Here is an 18,514-nt window from a genome sequence, read left to right as displayed (position 1 = left end):
CCGAATAAAAGCGATAAACGAGGCATTACACACCCGTACGACCGGAGAGTTGCTGTTCTGCCAGCTGTACGAGACGCTTGGTGATATAACCTCCCAAAGAACCGGTTTCGCGGGAAGTGTAGTTACCATAGTAACCGTCTTGAGGGATAGTTACACCAAGCTCTTGCGCCGCTTCAAATTTCAGTTGTTGCAGCGCAGCGGTTGCTTGAGGAACGATCAGATTGTTGGAACGACTGCTGCGACCTTGGCTTTGACCTACTTGACCCATGTTTGTCACCTCCTTCGTCCTTGGTAGAGATAGTATGAGCGCGGTGACGGGAAATCATGCATGGTGCAAGAAGGTTATAAGGCTGGAAATAAGTGTATAGAAACCGAGCTTCGGACAATTAAAATAAGAGGGCGGCCACAATGTTCCGGTGGGCTGCCCTCTTGGCAAATGATCGCAGCATGCTCAAATGGCTGCAAATCTCAATTTTCAGGATAGATCATTTCAATTGAAGTAGTCAGTTCAAGGCTCTGTCCGGGGGCAATCGTCAGCAGACCGGTAAAGCTTGGATCAGAGGACACGTTGGGCGCATCCGGCAGCCATGTATAGGGTTCGGCGCAGAGAAATTGGTCGGCGGGTCCTTTTGTATAGATAACCCAGTGGCGGAAATAGCTTTCGTCTGCGAGGTAACGCAGCCCATAGCCGTCATCCCGGAGCAGCAAAGCTTCGACGGGCCGCTTCTCTCCAATTCGCAGGGCGGTGTCAAAGTTGGTGCCCTGAAGATTCATTCCTTCGTTCAACGCTTCCAGCGAACCGAGAGGAAGCACCTTTCCAGTGGGCAGGAGTTGGTCGTTCAATTCGTAGATGCTCTCTACCGGCAGCTTGAGGCTCCATCGCTTCGGCTGACCGTCAACCATGAACCAGGTGTGATAGCCTATTCCGAAGGGGATGTTCCGTTCGCTGCCAAGGTGGGTTACCTTCAAGGTCTGCTTCAAAGACGCATCCTGCAGCCGGAACGTCATCTCGAATTTGAGCGGCGCCGGCAGCTGCTCCATCCAATGGGCATCGTTTGCCGTCTTGAATTCGGTCGTCACCGCGCAGCCTTCTTCGTCTTCCTCAATATCGCTAACGCACCAGGATTGCGTCCGGTGCAGGCCGTGAATATGATTGTCACCGGCGGTGTTGCGGTCGAACTGGTAATGCGCGCCATCAAATTCAAATTGTCCCTTGGAGATACGACCGGGCGGAATTAAGAGCGGAATGCCGAAGTGATACGGCTTCTGCATATAAAAATCCAGATCGGCCTCTTCCGGCCGGCGCAGAACCTCTCGTCTTTCCTTACGGTCCCACAGGGAGATTACGTTGTTGCCCAGACGCGGCAGCAGCGTGACTTCCAAGTCGCGGCTATGCAAAATATAAGTATCATAACCGCACCATTGCCCTTTGGTCACCTGTTTCATGATCCATGCTCCTTTATCATTCACTTAATACGAAATGTGAACACGATAATCTTATCATAACAGATTTATGTTCGAGGGGTTAAGAATTTGACAAACTTCTTTCCCGGCTCTATGATGAACTCAGTTAACTAAGTTTGTCAATGCGATGACGGGGATAAGTAGGCGGGAGAGAGGCCTTCAGAAAGCCGGTGGATGATGCGAACCGGTGGATGCCTCCCGGATGAATGGACCCCTGAGCGCCGCGCTCGAACGGGAAAGCTTTCCCTGGTAGACCGGCCGGATCGTCCCCGTTACAGGATGTCTTAAGGCTGTTACAGTATTTCGCTTTGCGGTCCGTTTATAGGCGGGAAGCATGGGAAAGGCTGAAAGCGGCGAATAAGGGTGGCACCACGGTCTCACGTCCCTTCGGAGTGAGGCTTTTTTGCGTTCTTTTGTAAGCAACTTAAACCTTGATCGGAGGAGTTACAGTATGAAAAAAGTTCTGTCCGGCATACAGCCCAGCGGTAAGCTGACAATCGGCAACTATATCGGCGCAATGAAAAATTTCGTCAAGCTTCAGGATGAGCATGAATGCTATTTCATGGTGGTTGACCTGCATGCCGTTACCGTACCGCAGGAACCGGCCAGCTTGCGTGAACAGTCTGAAGCGGTTGCCGCACTGTTCATTGCGGCGGGAATTGATCCGAGCCGCTCTAATGTATATCTTCAGTCGCATGTTCCCCAGCATGCCGAGCTGGGCTGGTTGATGACAACGCTCACCTCGATGGGCGAGCTGGAGCGGATGACGCAGTTCAAAGACAAGTCATCGGGGAAGGACACCGTAGGCGCGGGATTGTTCGTGTATCCGGCGCTGATGGCCGCCGACATTCTCGTGTACAACGCGGATCTCGTTCCGGTAGGCGAAGACCAGAAGCAGCATCTGGAGTTGACACGCGATCTGGCGGGACGGTTCAACCATCGCTACGGCGATTTCTTCACTATTCCGGAGCCTTATATTCCGAAGGTCGGATCCCGGATTATGTCGCTTGATGACGGGACGAAGAAAATGAGCAAGAGCAATCCGAATGCCGGCAGCTATATTGCTCTGCTCGATCCCCCGGACGTTATCCGCAAAAAAATCAGCCGGGCAACTACGGATTCCGGACGCGAAGTCGTGTACGACCCGGCGAACAAGCCGGAAGTCAGCAATCTGATGGGCATTTACTCGGAGTGCTCCGGGCTGTCCCTAGCGGAAATCACAGGCCGCTATGAAGGACAGATGTACGGCGGCTTCAAAAAGGATTTGGCCGAGGTCATCGTGGCGGCGCTTGAACCACTTCAGGAGCGCTACCACGAAATCCGCAGTTCCGGCGCCATCACCGATATTCTCGCGTCGGGCGCGGAACGCGCCCGCGCCGTGGCGTCGGTTACACTGGAAGGAGTCAAGGACCGCATGGGATTCCTGCCTCCACGTTCAAAGTAAAGGGCTTGCGCCGCGGGTACAGCCGCTCGGCTAAAATAAATCGCGAGCGGCTGTCACTCTCTTTCGCTGCGGGCTTTGATAATGAATCCCCAGCCGATATTCAGCACGCACAGTGCTCCCAGCAGCAGCGCGGCCCATAACCGGTAGCTGATGGCGATGGAAGCCGCAGCAAGCAAAAGAATGGAAGAAATCGCGAACCAAAGCGAGAGTCCTTTGCTCAAGGTGTGCCTCCTTTCGTTTCACGGCGGATTTTGCCGCTCTTCGGTAAGGTAATGGCGGCTGCCGGGTATATGTCTATATTATTATGAAATCAGGACGACGTTAAAGCCTTTTCGAGCATATTCAGCGTTATAAGCGATAAATCCCGGAGCACTGGGTGCTCCGGGATTTATTTCGATTTGGGGACTATAAAAGAGCCGGACGGCAGCCATTTAGCCTGATGCAATCTGCACGTAAGCAGCCTGAAGCTATACTTTCATCGAGCCGGGTTCAATCGCGAAACGTTCATCCAGCTTCTCGCTGCTGAGCCAGCCTACATATGTCTGCAGCGCATGATACTGGTGATCCATGACCAGGACGGCGACAAACGGAAATTGCTTCCGGTGCAAATAACGGACGTCACCCCAGCGTACAATGTAACCTGAAGGCAATTCCTCCACCTCGGCGATGGCATAGGAAGTGAAGTACAGGAAAGCCTGAATATCCGGATGGGACTTGGAACGTTCCACAGCCGGATGCCGGGAGTTAACCGCGTGCTTGAGCCATTCCAGACGCCCGTAGTTAAGCTGGCCGACATAGTAACTGCCATCCTGTCTTGTCTTGACGACATTCCATCGTCTCGGCGTTATCGTGGGGATAAGGATATATCTCTCGCCGGGTTCGTGATGGAGATCTTTGGCCTTAATGCTGCGGGTTATCCGGATATGGGCGGCGGTCCTCCAAATATAATACAGGACGATGATGCTGTACAGCGATACGAACAAGGGGGCAGGGTGAAAAATGCCGGTGATCCACAGCGCGATGGCCGCGACATGGCTGCCGAAAATAAACGGATCGAAAATGTGGATAATGTTCCACGCGATCCAGCGTTCGGTGATTGGCCGGGCCGCTTGAGTGCCATAGGTATTAAATAAATCGCTGAAGACGTGCAGGGCCACGGCAACAAAGCTCCAGAGGGCTAGATGGCCGATGGAGCGGATGTCGTTCAAACCGAAGACCGGACTAAGTACCAGGGTAATCAGCGCGGGCCAGAGCAATAAAAAAGGAAGGGAGTGTGTAATCCCTCTGTGATTGCGAATATACACCGCGTTGCTCTTTAGTCGCAGGACGGTGTCGGCATCAGGGGCCTGCGATCCGATAACGGTGGCCAGCATAACGGCGCCTGACAGCATCGGCTGAGAACTGACGACGGGATCGACGAAGGAGAGCCCGGCAAGTCCAAAACCCATGACGAAGTGTGTAGCAGTATCCATAGCAAGATCTCCTTTGTACGGAAGTTCTCTATTAATAACTACCCATTTTATCATCTTTATATTTATACCGAAAAGAAATATTTCCGTCACGCAGTTGTCAAATTAATGAACATCTTGGTCAAAGATTGTCAAAGTATTTTGCGGTTTGTTATGATAAAGTTAACAGCGCAAGAATGATATTTGTCAATAATGAGCTGACAAACAGGCTTGCAAGTTCGTTCTGTCTTAAAGACTGAACATGAAGGAGGAACTCAAATACGTGAATAATCAATGGAGATATCAAGCCTCTTCCGATTCCGCGGCCATGTCCGCCAAGCTCCCCCCTGAAGCTGAACGGGCCAGTTGGCGCGATTTCATCACGGTAACCAAACCGGGCATCATCCGGTCGAATCTAATTGCCGCCTTTGCCGGCTTCTGGCTGGCTTCCGGTTGGGATGTTAGCTACGGCAAGCTGCTGCTGACCCTGATTGGCACCATGCTTGTTATGGCTTCGGCCTGTGTGTTCAATAATTATTTCGACCGCGATCTGGATATGAAAATGGAACGGACCAAGAAACGCGGACTGCCGACCGGGCGGCTTAAGCCGAATACGGTTCTGCTTTATGCTCTGGGACTTGGCACTTTGGGACTGGCGGCGCTGTTTCTTTTTTCCGGAATTCTGGCTGGGCTGTTCGGAATCGTTGGTATGTTCGTCTACGTTGTAGTATACACCCTTTGGCTGAAACGGACATCTACCTGGAGCACTTCGGTCGGAGCGATTTCCGGCGCGATGCCTCCGGTAATCGGCTATGTTGCCGTGACGGGCAAGGTTGATCTTGGCGCTTGGCTGCTGTTCGCGATGCTGTTCCTGTGGCAGCCCCCTCATTTCTGGGCGCTCGGCATCCGCCGCAAGGAAGAGTACCGGAATGCGGGATTCCCGCTGCTTCCAGTTGTGAAAGGCACACACCGGACCAAAATACAGATGATTCCATATGTCGCGCTGCTTGTTCCGGTTTCGGTGCTCATGTATGGGTATGGATATGCCGGCATTTATTATTTGATTGTTTCCGCCGGGCTCTCTCTTACTTGGCTTTATCTTACGCTCAAAGGCCTGAAGGCTAAAGATGACGATGCCTGGGCGAAGCAAAACTTCTTCTTTTCCATTAATTATTTGACTCTCAGCCTGATTGCGCTGGTACTCAATACGATTCACGGATAATGAAGGGAGAAGATCATGCACATCCTCAAGCGGTATAAATGGACTTGGCTTCTGCTGCTGCTTGCGCTGGCCATGGCGGCCTATCTGGTCGTAAGCTCCTGGGCTTTCCGAGCGGGAAAGCTGCCGGTTATCGGGGAAGTGCAGGACTTCTCCCTTGAAAATGTAAGCGGTGATACCGTGACGCTTTCCGATACGGAAGGCAAGGTGCGGTTAGTTTATTTCTTTTTTACCCAGTGTACGGATGTGTGCCCGATCACGACCTTCACTCTGTCGCAGGCGCAGGATCTGCTTATTAAGGACGGCAGCTTTGGCAAAGACGCGGCCTTCCTGTCGATCTCATTTGATCCGCAGAACGATACGCGTGAAGCAATCAAGGCGTTCGCCGACCGTTTCCACGCCGATTATGTAGGCTGGTACTTTCTGCGGGGGGATCAGGAGAAGGTTCGGGATTTGGCGGCGGGTTCCTTCAAAATTCTGATCGCGGGAAGCAACAAGGACAATTTTGCCCACGCGAACCTGATCGGGCTTGTGGACCGGAAGAACCGGCTGCGCGCACTGTATAATGCCAGCGATACAGACCAGGTTACTCCGGAATTTTTGACAAGCGCTGTGAAAAAGCTGGCCCGAGAGTAGCACAGAATATGATGCGGCAGCGTGAAAAGCGCCTTTCGCTTTCATCTTTCAAGCTCATGAAAGGTAGAAGCCGAAAAGGCGCTTTTGTCTAAAAAGGAGGGGGATCAGGGTAGATGATGAATTCTTCCAGTCCCGCCTTTTCAAGCTGCGTGATATTGTATTCATCAGGAGTGCCTTCGACTCCGGCGTAACCCCGGCGGGTGTAGATATGCTCTGCGTCCGGGAAGGCGTCCCGCAGAACGCCGCGTATTTTTTTGCCGGAGCTGTCGTTATCCATATAGAGATAGACTTCACTATCCCCGACTTGCTTGCGCAGAGTCTCGAGCTTGACCGTATTGAGTGTGCCAAAGGTGCACAGAATGTCGACTTCAGGCTTCAGGAGACGCCGCAAACGGCTGCGGTCATTCTTGCCTTCGACAATAATAGTAATGGACATAATCGTGGCGTCACCTCCGTCCGTATTGTGCAAGCGTACGGCACAAAATGCCGGATTGCGTACGGGCTTAACTACATTTTACATAACGTTTGTCGTTTTTAATAGATGGGCGGCCGGGTTGCGGTCATTCCCCGGGAAATGTCGCATATCCGCAGGCTGAATTGCAGAATATGTTTAAATAATGCCACAAACAATCACCCGGACGCCAGCGGCGGTCCGGGTGATTGCGCGAGATTGCACATTGACAGAGAATTGGATGGATGTTAAACCCAGAAAGTTTTCAGAATGATGACAAGCAGAACGTAGAGAACCAGAATGACACCGGCAGAAGTAGGGCATGGAGCGACAATAGGTTTAGGACAGCACGGATTGGACATTTGCAGTTCAACTCTCTTTCGCAGTGGATTCTTAACTACACGGTATTATATGTCAATTCATCCACCGGGTTTGTGTCCCTGCCCATTGTGTATGGAGCAGACATCATGTTTTTGGGTCTTATTGCACCGGCATCCGTCATCAGGCAGCACGGCTGTTCCAATCAGGGTGATAAGCGGAAAGCTTCCCCGAACCGTAAAGCGGAAGCAGCAGCAGCGCCATCATCATCAGCAGAAAGGCAATGAAGTATGGCGAGACCATCCCCCGCAGCTGTCCGGCAGCAACGGGTCCAGCGAAGGCGCCAAGGGAGGTCGCAATCGACTGCAGCGAGAAAGTCCTTCCCATACGTCCGGGGCCGCTGATGCCGATGAACAGTGAGGCCATTGCCGGGAACAGCACTCCTTTCGCGGTCCCGAGCAGAAATAGGACAACCTCTGGAGGAATAGAGGGGACAGCAGCGAGAGCGAAGAAGCAGAGCGCCAGACCGAGCAGCGCCGCGCCGATCCGCAAGAGCACGGATAGACGATTCAGAAATAGCATACTCAGCGTGACAAGTGCGCCCAGACTGAGCAGTGAGAGCAGAATACCCGTTGAAAGGATACCTTCGTTTCCGTTACCGGCTTGGGAAAGAGGAAGCTCGAAGAAGAGCACGCCCTGCGCGGAGGCGATGAAGAACGGCAGCAGGAGATAGCGGAAGGGAACCGGCATCACTGAGCCTGGGTCCGGTGAGAGCCGCACTTCGGCTGCGGAGCTGCCGTCCGCTGCCGCAGAGCTTACGGCCTGCGCCGGAAGCTCCCGGGTAGCCTTCGGCACGCTGAAGTATGCCATTACGCCGGTGGCAATCAGCAGCCAGCCAAGGCTCAGGAAAGTGCCGGAAAATCCGGCTTTGGCCACGATGAAAGCGCCTGCTGCCGGCGAGAGGACGGAAGCAAGTGTATGCACAATCCCCTGGCCGGACATATATTTGCCCTGCTTCACCGAATCGCCTGACAGCGAGGCGAGCAGCGCCATGCAGGCGGGAGAGAGGAAGGCCAGCGCAAACCCGCTTGCCGCCCTGAGGAGCAGCAGATGCCATGGCAGGTGGGCATAAGCCTGGAGCAGCAGTATCGCTCCCGCTGCGATTAGGCTGTAGACGATATAGCGGCGGCTGCCCTTTCGGTCGATGAGCACACCGGCGAGCAGATTGCCGGGGAGATGTGTAAGCGAATACATGCCCATCATCCAGCCGATAAAAGCAGGTCCAGCGCCCAAAGAGATAGCAAAGGGCGTCAGAATGGGATACTGCGCATGCAGATCAAAATATGCTAGGAACAAGAACAGATACAGCCACAGCGCGGTTTTCAAGAAGTCTGCACCTCCAAGCGCCAACCCCGGACTACTGGCCAGGGGGAGACAGAAATGTAAAACGAAGAGACACCTTCCTTGAAGGCATGGACAATCGTTACTTGTACTTTACGTGAGGGCGGGGCGGCATATGCCTTTTTTTAAAAAAATGAACCTCCTTTAGCATTTCTTACTATCAAAGCATTGCGTATCCGCAGGAATTCTAAATATATCTAAATATCATTAAATATACCTAAAATAATAAATTAGACTTAAAAATAAGCACAAACTATTGAAATTGCTTAATATTAAGCATATAATAACGTACAGGAATTCATTACAGATCTTCACATTACATAAGGCGATTCCTCTGAGAAATGAATACAAAGCTGGTGTCACCATCATTTTGATGGGACAGGCGGACAGGGAAGGGGCGGGTATCGAAACGCTTACCTGCGAAGAAATTGAAGCTTGACCCGGTAAATCTTTTTAGCTCAAAAATTAAAAAATCAGGAGGTATTGAAATGTTAAAGAATGTTAAGAAATTCAAAATCATGGCCTTGTTAGCTCTCTCGCTGACGGCAGCTGTACCAGTTATTTCCTCCACATCGGTATTTGCCTTGAATGATGCAGGAAACAAAGCTATCAATCTGCACGGGTATTATTTCGACGCCCAGTCTCGTTCGCAGCTGAAAATCTACTTTGACAAGAGCCTCTCGGGTTCTGTAAAAGAGCAGTTCAAAATTGTCAGAGCTTCCGATGACGCGAGCCAGACCATCTCCAGCTTGGGAACGGCCAGCGGCGGCGGGTGGACAAGCTCCGGAGCATCGACAGGAACGACGGTCACGCTCGGCATGCAAAATAATTTTGATTATGACACGCTCTACAAGGTAACCATCAGCAACACAGTCGGGGCTAACAACAACTTGACCCTGGGCAGCTTCCAAAATAGAAAAGACTATGTCTTCTACTTTAGAACTCCCGATTCGGGCGGTAACTATACAGGTGATCCGATCATATCCTTCCAGCCGGCGAATGACGCTGATGGAGTCGCTTATGAAGGGAATGTCGAATTTACTGTGGACAGACCGGTTAATGCAGCCGATCTCAGCGGTCTTTTGTCGAGTCCGAACTCGGGAATTACTTTGAAGAAAAACATTAGCGGAACTTGGACCGATGTTGTAACAGACCCGCAGTTTGACTCTACTGCTGTAAGTGGTGCGGAATCTTACGCGAAACAGGTGAACGACGCTCACACCTTCTTCTTCTATCCCCTGACTGCTGGAGGTACGGCTGCCTTTTCTTATGATCTGGACCCTTCAGGGACACACCAATACATGCTGACCCTACCGGCATTTGATGACGTTGGCACAGGCCATTTCGACGGAGCCTCTATAACCTTTGATACGGTGTCCTCAGACATTCCGGGCAAGCTGTCTGCTGCTCCAACAGTCGGAACGGTGGGAAGCACATCGGTAAGCTTGACATGGAGCGGAGCTACCGGCGCCACCAGCTATAAGGTATATTACTCTACCGATCCGTACTGGGGATTTGAGGACCACCTTGCGGGAAGCACGACGGGAACAAGCTATACGGTGAACAGCCTCAGTCCGTCAACGACCTACTATTTCCGGGTTACACCGGTTAACGCTGGCGGCGAAGCGGGATATTCGCCAAAGGCAACTGCTACTACCACTCCGTAAACAAAGTCTGCTAATTACACAAGCCGTCTGAACGATTCGTATAACAGCCACTATACATGAGCCAATAGCCAATCCGGGGCCTCATGATAGTGGCTGTTTTTTGTCCAAAATGGTGCTGTGTCAGTGTTGTGTCAGATAAATTCGAGGATTATCGCCGTTATGTACAAAAAATTGACAAATTGTGCCGCAAATATCATTGACTTACGAACATTCAAAAAATATAATGTATGAAATTATACTGGATTTAACGAAACATAATTAAATATGTTTAAATTTATTAAAATATATTAAATTGTGAATGAAATGATATGTCATATTATATAACGTATCATTCTATTATAAATAAGCGAGGGGAATCGTATGTCAAAACGAAAAATGAAGAGGAATTGCAGTAAATTTATAGTTTTTTTTACTGTGATGGCATTACTGCTCAGCAATCTGGTGGCTGTATCCACTGCTTATGGGGCTGCTCTTGCTATTAACGGAGCTTATCTGGCACCCGGTACAACCAAGATGGGAGACAATGAAACGGATAACCTTAATGCAGCACTACAACCTGTAATCAAATTCAATTTTGGAAAGGGAGTTACGGGGGAGACCACCTGGGCGGACAATCAAAGCCGTTTTCAATTGGTCAAATACAGCGACTCAACAGTCATCCCCATTATTGTAAGCAAAGGAGACAGCAGCGGGTTTACGAATAAAGACATTGCAGTAACGCCTGCAAGTTCGCTGGAATATGCAACCACCTACAAGATTATCTGTGCTGCAGGTGTCAAATCAAATAACGGTGATTCTACTGCTTCAGACAAGGTGTACTACTTCACAACGATAGATCAGCCCTCAAATCCTACCCTCTCATCCGCCACACTTTCGGGCAGCACGCTTCAACTAGACGGTTTGGCGTCTATTGGAAAAGATATGGAATATTACATTGACGCAAGCGGAACTGCGGATATTAACAGCGTCAGCGTTACCGACTGGGTATATATGAATACGGTGACGGATTCGACCTATTCCATTGCTTTAACCAACCCGAATCTTACCGTAGGCACAAGCAAGGTTTATGTTCATTTTAAAGGGGATACGAACAACGCTCCTGCATGGGCGATCGTGAAGGGCGGGTTCGGCACTGATATTCCCATTGCCCAAGGCAGTACATATGCCTTTGACAGAAATATCAATATTTCTGTGCCTGTGCTCATTCCGGCTTCGGACGACGCAAACCCGACGATCCATTTGCGGAATGCCGGCTCTGAAGTGCCTTCAGGCAATGTCATGCCAAGTATGCAGTATTATTCCAGATTGCATCCATCCGGCGGTATTTACGGTGTAACCGCAAACGGCGCGGCGCCGGGGACGGCTATCCAATTGTCGCTGCCGGTCGAGTTGAATCTCAATGATATTTGGCTGAAGGATAAGGATATCAATGATGTCCGGAATAACAAGATTTCTGTCTATTTGCTTGACCAGACAGATCCGAATGCGTACAGATGGATGTACCAGAAGTCTACGGACAGGTCGGAAATTGCAAATAATGTGATCAAAGTGACTGCCGATGTTAATCGTGCGAATCAGGATTTGATTTTCGGGGTTTTCTATGACAATGATGCGCCCGAGGCGATCACCTCCAATCTGGTCTCCAAAACGGATCATTCGCTGACGATTGAATTTCAGGCAACGGATGAGAGCGATATTGTCCAATTTGATGTGCTCCGTACGGAAGTCATCCTTAAGGACGGTATCCAGGGCAAGTATATAAAGAGCACAGATCCGGACAAAAAAATATCTTTTACTATAAAAGCGGATCAGATAAAGAATACCGATTTCTCCCACTTTAAGGCCATCTATACAGATAATAATGTAGAAAAGGGAAAAATCTATAATTATGAAATTATGGCAGCTGAAGATTCGCTTGGAGCCAGAAGGGGTACCGGTCTCGGTGGTATCAATTATACGCCGGACAGCGATGAGGAAATTGTCCAGAGAATCAAAAAAGACATTTTGTCTCCTGGCAGTGACTATCATCTATCCTTCGCAAGCTCCGACAGCGCCGATTCCGTAACTCAGGATCTTATTAGTTCTCTTCCGGGATGGATGATTCAAGGCTCTGAAATCAAGTGGATATCGAGCCGGCCCGACATCATTTCGGATACGTTTTTAAAAGTCAATAAAACGGCAGTTACCGATCCGGAAACGGTTATTCTGACGGCAAAGATCAAGTACGGAAATGCCTCGGATTCTTCTATTGTAGTACCTGTAACCGTAAGATGGACTGCTGAGGCGATCGTAGACTCCGTTGACGAATTGAAGGCGGCAATCCATTCTGATCAGGTGACGACTATTTTATCCAGAAATTTTAGTGTCCCAAGCGGTGAGGATTTGACGCTGGATTTCAAGGGGAAGACATTAAAGCCCGCTCCAACGGTACCAGACTACATTCCCGGAGGCTTGTCTACAGTTTTTATAAATGGAAGTAATTCTCCAGATTCGAAACTAACTATAAGCAATGTAAATATAGATATAAGCGGAAAGTCCATACAGAAGATATTTTACGCATCCGGCCCTGTAACGCTTAATAATGTGAAGGTCATCGGTTCGGAGAATAGTTATTACAGCGTGTATGCAGTTAATAACAATAATGTAGCGATTATGAACTCAAGCTTTGCTCCGGTTAAAACTTCTAATATATGGTCGGAAAAGAGAGAAGGCATAGAGGCGCCGATATTGCATATATCCGGAAGCACCTTCGACGGAGGTGGGAATCCGGGCTACGGCATATACAGCGCAGGGCTAACAACGCTCGAAAATAACAGCTTCAAGAATTACCATGCGAGCGACAATTCTTCCGCCGGTATTTTTATTGACAACGCCTCGGACGCCAGCATCATTGGCAACACTGTCACGGGTTCCGATATTGGCATCAAGATCGCGGCAGCGACTGCGGGGGTAAGCTCCAGCAAGATCAATAGCGTGTCTGTGAAAAATGGGGAATCTGCCCAAGCAGCAGCGAATTCCCTTCTTAAGGATGGAAACAATGTCGGAGTCAACCAATACTCGGTAGTGATAACCGACAAGACGACAGGCAGTGAGGTCTATAAATTAAGCGCATTTCCGTTCATCCCCGGCTCTTTTGCTCCTGCCGCCGGCGCCGTGAACGTCCCTCTTGACAGCGCGATCCAATTTGTGTTTACAGGGAAGGAAGGCGTGAAGATTGATCAGAGCGCAATAGACGGCAACATTACATTAAACGCGGATGGAGCTGTCGTGCCTGCTTCGGTTTCCATCGACCCGGCGACGAACATTGTCACCATTGCTCCGGCGAACAAATTGCTGTACGGTACAACGTATACCGTATCGATTTCAAAGAATATTGCCGATGTAAGCGGAAAGAACATGCCCATGGATATCGGCTGGAAGTTTACTACCGTCCCATTCGCAACATTCCTCAATCCGGCTGCGAGTACTCCTTGGGATGTTGAAGTAGATGAAGCCTTGAAGATCGGCTTTTCCGAACCGATTAATCCAGACAGTATTTCAGCGGGTCAGTCGGTTGCGCTCCAGCTTGTGGGAGGGGAAGCCGCCCCGTTCAAATATGAGCTTAGAGCGGATGGAAAGCTGCTAACCGTCACGCCAACGCAAAAGCTGGTTCCCGGCGGACAGTACAAATTAACCCTGTCCTCTCCTTTAACCGACACGAAAGGTAACACCATCGGCTCGCCGCAAAGCATTACCTTCCTGACGCAAAGCGGCAGTGTGGCAGAAACGCCTGTTATTACGGAACTAGGAGGCAGCTCATCGCCTGTGGCGGATTTGAAAGCCGGAAGAAATTATTCCTTTGATATTGATATCAAAAATAATTCAAGCAGCTTGGACAGCTATACGGTTTATGTCATTGGAAGAGCTGGAAAGGGAGCGAGACAGGAGCATGGAGGAAAAGTTATCTTATCAGGATTCGCTAATTTGACAATAGCATCTTTGAGTTCCCGTATAACGAACATCCCCACCTTTACCGTGCCAAGCGACGCGACGGATGTATACTTTGACGTCTTTGTATGTGATACGAGCAGTAAGCATATCCTGGCAAAACCTGTTCACTTTGCTTACAAAGTCCAACGCTAATCAGCAGCAAATCATACAGGCTGTTTCCGTTCGAAGAATGCCGACAGCTTGTATTTTTACGAAAACCGCAATTTGGGGAGGTTCAAAATAGATGGTAAAGAGGTTGTTGGCCTGTATCCTTTCATTATTTATTCTCTTATCTACAGCAACCGCAGTTCATGCGGCGCCTGCCATAGATGTGATAACGAATGGCGGTTCGGGCTCATTCAATCCGGGGTCCGTATTGGTCATTTCCGGCAGGGTGACCGATGGCGGTGCTCCATTGCCCAATTCGAACGTGATGATATGGGTTAACGAGCCCGGCGGCGGAAATATTTATTACACTGTAACGAAGAGCAGTGCCGAGGGTTATTACAAAACGATCTTTACGCTGCCTGACAACCTTGCAAGCGGCCAATCCACAATCAAAGTCACAGCGGGTCAAGCAACGGCAACGACGACTTTTTCCTCTCCGGGCGGTGCGAACGCTCTGGCATTTCTGGGAACTTATCCAAAAGGCTCTACCGGGGAACCGACGAATGAGGTGCCTGCAGACACTAAAAGTTTTGCCCTCGTATTCAGCTCCAATGTGAACTATTTCATCAATAGAAACTATCCGGATTTTACAATCGGGCGCAATGAGAACAATGTCGATTCCATCTCGCTGTACAAAGGAGAGAGCAATGCGCCGGTCAGCGCCAGCGTAAATCTGATTGAGAATGACAGCCAGAATAAGGCGGGTTACACTTATTATGATACAGCCAGCCAACAGCAGACGACCGAAACCAAAAATGTCATTATCATTACTCCTGGAGAAGCTTTGTCCCCAAATACGATATATCGGGTAAAGGTCAGCGGGGAATTAAGCGCAAACAACGGCGGCAAGCTGGGGAAGGATATGACGGTATCGTTTAAGACAGGGAAAGTTCTGACGGGTCCTTTGAGCAGTGTAGCGACTCTTTCGTCAGAGAAATACACCATAAGCGCCAGAGGAACCGCCAATGAAACGATCAGCGGGGTGCCTGCCGCAACGGCGAAAGCCGCTTTTCTTGCGAATCTGAGCAAGGGTGATGCCGATCAGGAATGGAATACGGAAGGTGTTCATGATCCGGTAGCATCCGGGGACCAACTGGTTGTTACGGCTTCGGATAAGACGACCCAGGTAACTTACACTATCAAAGTAGATGGGGCCGCTACCGTTCCTCCCGCAACAGATGGCGGAAGCACGGATGATGGGGGTACGGCTAACGGCCATGAAGTACTTCCGCTTCTGCCGCCCGCCGTTCAAGCCAAGGAAATAGGAAGCATTGTTCAGGAGAACGGCAAGGTGACTCTGGTGGTTGACCCGGCTAAAGCAGCCGACAGGGTTAGTGATCCTGGGCAGAGCACTCTTGTGATAGATGTGTCCGGGCTTGCCGGAACGGCAAAAGCGGTGAAGCTTCCTGCGGATTTGGTGGATCTGATCAAGGCCGGGAAGAAGTTCGTGGCCATTCAGGATGGCGAACTCATCATGATCATACCGCCGGAAGTATTGGTGCAGGGTAAGGAGATGGCCTTTACGACTTCCCGCGCTTCCGAAGAAACCGCAGCAGCAGCGTCTGCTGAGGCTTTGAAGAAAGTTGCAGCCTATACGTTCCAAGCATCGGCTGATGGGGCTCCGCTTCATCAGTTCGAGAAGGCAATCCGCATAATCTATTCTATTCCGGCAGGAGTGGGCAACCCGCAGAAGCTGGGCGCCTATTATCTCAACGAGCCGGCCAGGCAGTGGGAATATATCGGCGGCAGGATCGTGGAAGGGAAGCTGGTCTTCAGCACCAAGCACTTCTCGACCTATATGGTGGCGGAATCCGAGAAAACCTTCCGGGATATCGCTTCTCATTGGGCCAAGCAGGATATTGAGGTAATGGTGGCGCGTCATGTCATCAAGGGAGTCAGTGAAACCTCTTTTGCCCCGCAGCAAAATATTACCCGTGCGGAGTTCGCGTCTCTGCTGTCCAGAGTGCTGAACCTTGCGGATGCCGCCCCAGGCAACGCTTTTAAGGATGTTGCAGCCGGCGCGTGGTATGCAAGCGATGTGAACAAAGCCGTCAAGGCGGGAATCATTAAAGGCTCAGAGGGACGTTTCCACCCTAGCGACAAGATTTCCCGGCAGGAAATGGCTGTCATGATTGACCGGGCTTACACCTATGCCGGAGGTAAGGTAAGCGCGCTGAGCAATACGGCATTTACCGATAACGAACGAATTGATGCATGGGCGAGGGATGCGGTAAAAAGCGTCTACACCCTGGGGATCATTAAAGGTCGCCCGAACGGCAGCTTCGGACCCCTGAACAACGCGACCCGCGCCGAGGGCGCCGTAATGCTCAAGGCGTTGATGGATAAGGCTGGTCTGTAAAATAACAGAAGCATATGCCGCCTAGAGACCAGCCGCATATTTGTGAAGAAAGACCATGTGACTCTACTGCAATGTAGAGCTGCATGGTCTTTTGTCCATGAGCTCAATGCCAAGCCGGGGGCTCTTGTGGACAGCGACTGTTTTTAGATTCCATACCGGCAGAACCGCCGCCGCAAAGCTTACAATGTTGTCATCCCTTTGGCGGATTTATGAATTAAGCCGGATGATCATGTATAATAATGAATATCCGTGGCATGCTGCCGGATTTGGCGGGAAGCACGGGCAAATGAGTAATAGGAGTGTGTTGCCGGAGTGATGGATACTCAGGTATGGTCGCAGTTTATTAGAGAAAATTGGCTTGTTATCGTCATTGCGCTTGTGCTGCTGTTCGCAGTTGTCAATTTGGTCAAAACGGTGCTGAAATGGGCCATTGTCATTGTTATTGTCGCAGGCTTGCTCGTTTACAGCGGAGTTACGATAGATCAGATCGGAAATGCAGTAAGCAAGGTGAAAGAGGAGACGGTCGGAACGCTGAAGAACGAGGCCCAGCAAGTGATGCTGAAAGAAGCGAAGGACGCGGTCTATACCGCAAATAGCGACGGAACCTTTACGATTACGACACCCAATATTGAGGTGAAGGGAAGAGCCGGTGAGGACAAGGTTAATGTTACTTTCCGGGGAGTCAGCCTCGGGCAGTGGAGTGTAAATGAAACCGTGAAAAGCTTCATTGAAGAAGCACGTAAAGCTCAGGGTGCCAATCCATAACGCCAGAGCAGGAGGGGAGATATGTTGAACGAATGGCTGCAAAGCCTGCGCGATGCCAATATCATAACGATATTTCTGCTGCTTATTGTCGCCCTGTCGCTGATTCAGGGATGGGTCAGGGGATTTTCTTTATCCGCAGGCAGATTATTCGGGCTGCTTGGTTCAGGCATTCTGACGATTGCGGCCCTCATTCTCGCCGCGCTCACCTCCGCCTATTTTTCGCCATATGTTCAAACATGGGCTGCGGATACGGTGGCTCCCAAGGGTGAACTCAACCAGTGGCAGCAGATTTATTATACTGCCGTATCGGCGCTTGCGGGACTTCCGCTGCTGCGGTTTCTGTTTCTGCTGATGGTAAGCTACAGCTTGATTCGGATCGTTCTGGGGCTTCTGGCTTTGCTGCTGCCGATTCCGCGCTTCCGCAAATCCGGCGGACTGTGGGACCGCAAAATCTCGGCGGCAAGCCGGCTCGGCGGGGCAGGTATTGGACTTTGTATAGGAGCCGTCCGGTGCCTCCTGCTGATCATCGCTCTGTATGTGGGAACCAGTCTTATCCCAAGCAGTGATGCGGCGCGTTATATCGAAGATTCGCCAATATACCGCCAGAGCGTCGAGTCGTTGATTGAGCCTGTGACCGGCACAGCCGTACAGGACAAGCTTCCGGTTCTGACCAAGGCAGTTGCCGCAGAAATGAACGATATCCTCAGGCGCAAATACGAAATTATCGACCGGGACGTTTCCAGCGATATTACTGTCGCTGCGGCGGATATTGCTGGCAAGGCGAAGAGCGATGAAGATAAAGCGCGGCTGCTCTACGATTGGGTCGGGACGAGAATTTCTTACGATTATGCCAAAGCCGAGAACTATGAACAGAACCGGGTATGGAAAGAACAAACGCCGCAGGATACCTTCGATACCCGGCTCGGCGTGTGCATTGACTATGCGCGGCTGTATGCCGTGATGGCCAGGTCTCAGGGTCTTGACGTGCGGGTGGTGACCGGGCGCGGTTACGACGGACGCGGCGGCTATGGGCCGCATGCCTGGAACGAAGTTTATATCCCGGAGCGGAAAGCGTGGATTCCTTTGGATTCCACCTGGGCCAAAAGCGGAGATTGGTTTAATCCTGCGGATTTTGACTCCACGCACATCAAAGAAAGTGTGCTTTGAGCATTAGAGGCGCGGCTTTGCTTGTGATACAATGGATG

At 50.6% G+C, this 18,514-nt stretch carries 14 protein-coding genes; 8 read left to right on the top strand and 6 right to left on the bottom strand.

Going from position 1 to position 18,514, the window contains the following annotated elements:
• Positions 1 to 25: 25 nt before the first annotated feature.
• Together PDUR_RS21485 and PDUR_RS21480 are read right to left on the bottom strand one after the other, a co-directional pair.
• The gene (locus tag PDUR_RS21485; protein ID WP_042208126.1) at positions 26 to 268 is read right to left on the bottom strand and encodes an alpha/beta-type small acid-soluble spore protein; all 243 of its coding nucleotides are present in this window, start codon (positions 266 to 268) and stop codon (positions 26 to 28) included.
• Between the two features lie 200 nt (positions 269 to 468).
• Positions 469 to 1,446: an aldose 1-epimerase gene (locus tag PDUR_RS21480; protein ID WP_042208125.1), complete on the bottom strand. Its 978-nt coding sequence runs from the start codon at positions 1,444 to 1,446 to the stop codon at positions 469 to 471.
• A gap of 469 nt (positions 1,447 to 1,915) precedes the next feature.
• On the opposite strand from PDUR_RS21480, the gene trpS reads away from it, so the two are divergent.
• Positions 1,916 to 2,908, top strand: coding sequence for a tryptophan--tRNA ligase (gene trpS, locus PDUR_RS21475; protein WP_042208124.1), 993 nt, complete (start codon positions 1,916 to 1,918; stop codon positions 2,906 to 2,908).
• Between the two features lie 53 nt (positions 2,909 to 2,961).
• On the opposite strand, the gene PDUR_RS29260 is transcribed toward trpS, so the two are convergent.
• A complete protein-coding gene (locus PDUR_RS29260; protein ID WP_169744931.1) occupies positions 2,962 to 3,129 on the bottom strand; it encodes a hypothetical protein in 168 nt (55 codons plus the stop codon).
• Between the two features lie 246 nt (positions 3,130 to 3,375).
• Complete coding sequence (locus PDUR_RS21470) at positions 3,376 to 4,380, bottom strand: metal-dependent hydrolase (RefSeq protein WP_042208123.1); 1,005 nt, start codon at positions 4,378 to 4,380, stop codon at positions 3,376 to 3,378.
• 304 nt (positions 4,381 to 4,684) lie between these two features.
• Between PDUR_RS21470 and cyoE the strand changes: the two genes are divergently transcribed.
• A complete protein-coding gene (cyoE, locus tag PDUR_RS21465) occupies positions 4,685 to 5,578 on the top strand; it encodes a heme o synthase (RefSeq protein WP_233277592.1) in 894 nt (297 codons plus the stop codon).
• Between the two features lie 15 nt (positions 5,579 to 5,593).
• Positions 5,594 to 6,211, top strand: coding sequence for an SCO family protein (locus PDUR_RS21460; protein WP_042208121.1), 618 nt, complete (start codon positions 5,594 to 5,596; stop codon positions 6,209 to 6,211).
• Between the two features lie 88 nt (positions 6,212 to 6,299).
• Here the strand turns inward: PDUR_RS21460 and PDUR_RS21455 are convergent, their stop codons facing one another.
• Positions 6,300 to 6,647, bottom strand: coding sequence for a toprim domain-containing protein (locus PDUR_RS21455; protein WP_042208120.1), 348 nt, complete (start codon positions 6,645 to 6,647; stop codon positions 6,300 to 6,302).
• Between the two features lie 516 nt (positions 6,648 to 7,163).
• Positions 7,164 to 8,366: an MFS transporter gene (locus PDUR_RS21450; RefSeq protein WP_042208119.1), complete on the bottom strand. Its 1,203-nt coding sequence runs from the start codon at positions 8,364 to 8,366 to the stop codon at positions 7,164 to 7,166.
• Positions 8,367 to 8,869: 503 nt separating this feature from the next.
• Between PDUR_RS21450 and PDUR_RS21445 the strand changes: the two genes are divergently transcribed.
• The 5 genes from PDUR_RS21445 to PDUR_RS21425 all read left to right on the top strand — a co-directional run bounded on the left by PDUR_RS21445 (position 8,870) and on the right by PDUR_RS21425 (position 18,476).
• Positions 8,870 to 10,048, top strand: coding sequence for a fibronectin type III domain-containing protein (locus PDUR_RS21445; RefSeq protein ID WP_042208118.1), 1,179 nt, complete (start codon positions 8,870 to 8,872; stop codon positions 10,046 to 10,048).
• Positions 10,049 to 10,408: 360 nt separating this feature from the next.
• The gene (locus PDUR_RS21440; RefSeq protein WP_081949607.1) at positions 10,409 to 14,170 is read left to right on the top strand and encodes an Ig-like domain-containing protein; all 3,762 of its coding nucleotides are present in this window, start codon (positions 10,409 to 10,411) and stop codon (positions 14,168 to 14,170) included.
• 91 nt (positions 14,171 to 14,261) lie between these two features.
• Complete coding sequence (locus tag PDUR_RS21435) at positions 14,262 to 16,544, top strand: S-layer homology domain-containing protein (RefSeq protein WP_042208116.1); 2,283 nt, start codon at positions 14,262 to 14,264, stop codon at positions 16,542 to 16,544.
• Between the two features lie 315 nt (positions 16,545 to 16,859).
• Positions 16,860 to 17,309, top strand: a complete 450-nt coding sequence (locus PDUR_RS21430; protein WP_042208115.1) for a hypothetical protein — start codon at positions 16,860 to 16,862, stop codon at positions 17,307 to 17,309.
• Between the two features lie 21 nt (positions 17,310 to 17,330).
• Complete coding sequence (locus PDUR_RS21425; protein ID WP_042208114.1) at positions 17,331 to 18,476, top strand: transglutaminase domain-containing protein; 1,146 nt, start codon at positions 17,331 to 17,333, stop codon at positions 18,474 to 18,476.
• Positions 18,477 to 18,514 lie beyond the last annotated feature (38 nt).

The organism is Paenibacillus durus, from assembly GCF_000756615.1.
GTDB classification, from domain to species: domain Bacteria; phylum Bacillota; class Bacilli; order Paenibacillales; family Paenibacillaceae; genus Paenibacillus_AQ; species Paenibacillus_AQ durus.
Note: the sequence above shows the minus strand (reverse complement) of the source record. Positions and strands in the feature narration are given on the sequence as shown.

Coding starts and splice junctions, on each gene's coding strand:
- PDUR_RS21430 (WP_042208115.1), top strand. CDS start 16,860: ATGGATACTCAGGTATGGTCGCAGTTTATTAGAGAAAATTGGCTTGTT.
- PDUR_RS21485 (WP_042208126.1), bottom strand. CDS start 268: ATGGGTCAAGTAGGTCAAAGCCAAGGTCGCAGCAGTCGTTCCAACAAT.
- PDUR_RS21425 (WP_042208114.1), top strand. CDS start 17,331: ATGTTGAACGAATGGCTGCAAAGCCTGCGCGATGCCAATATCATAACG.
- PDUR_RS21440 (WP_081949607.1), top strand. CDS start 10,409: ATGTCAAAACGAAAAATGAAGAGGAATTGCAGTAAATTTATAGTTTTT.
- cyoE (WP_233277592.1), top strand. CDS start 4,685: ATGTCCGCCAAGCTCCCCCCTGAAGCTGAACGGGCCAGTTGGCGCGAT.
- PDUR_RS21455 (WP_042208120.1), bottom strand. CDS start 6,647: ATGTCCATTACTATTATTGTCGAAGGCAAGAATGACCGCAGCCGTTTG.
- PDUR_RS21460 (WP_042208121.1), top strand. CDS start 5,594: ATGCACATCCTCAAGCGGTATAAATGGACTTGGCTTCTGCTGCTGCTT.
- PDUR_RS21435 (WP_042208116.1), top strand. CDS start 14,262: ATGGTAAAGAGGTTGTTGGCCTGTATCCTTTCATTATTTATTCTCTTA.
- PDUR_RS21480 (WP_042208125.1), bottom strand. CDS start 1,446: ATGAAACAGGTGACCAAAGGGCAATGGTGCGGTTATGATACTTATATT.
- PDUR_RS21445 (WP_042208118.1), top strand. CDS start 8,870: ATGTTAAAGAATGTTAAGAAATTCAAAATCATGGCCTTGTTAGCTCTC.
- PDUR_RS21470 (WP_042208123.1), bottom strand. CDS start 4,380: ATGGATACTGCTACACACTTCGTCATGGGTTTTGGACTTGCCGGGCTC.
- trpS (WP_042208124.1), top strand. CDS start 1,916: ATGAAAAAAGTTCTGTCCGGCATACAGCCCAGCGGTAAGCTGACAATC.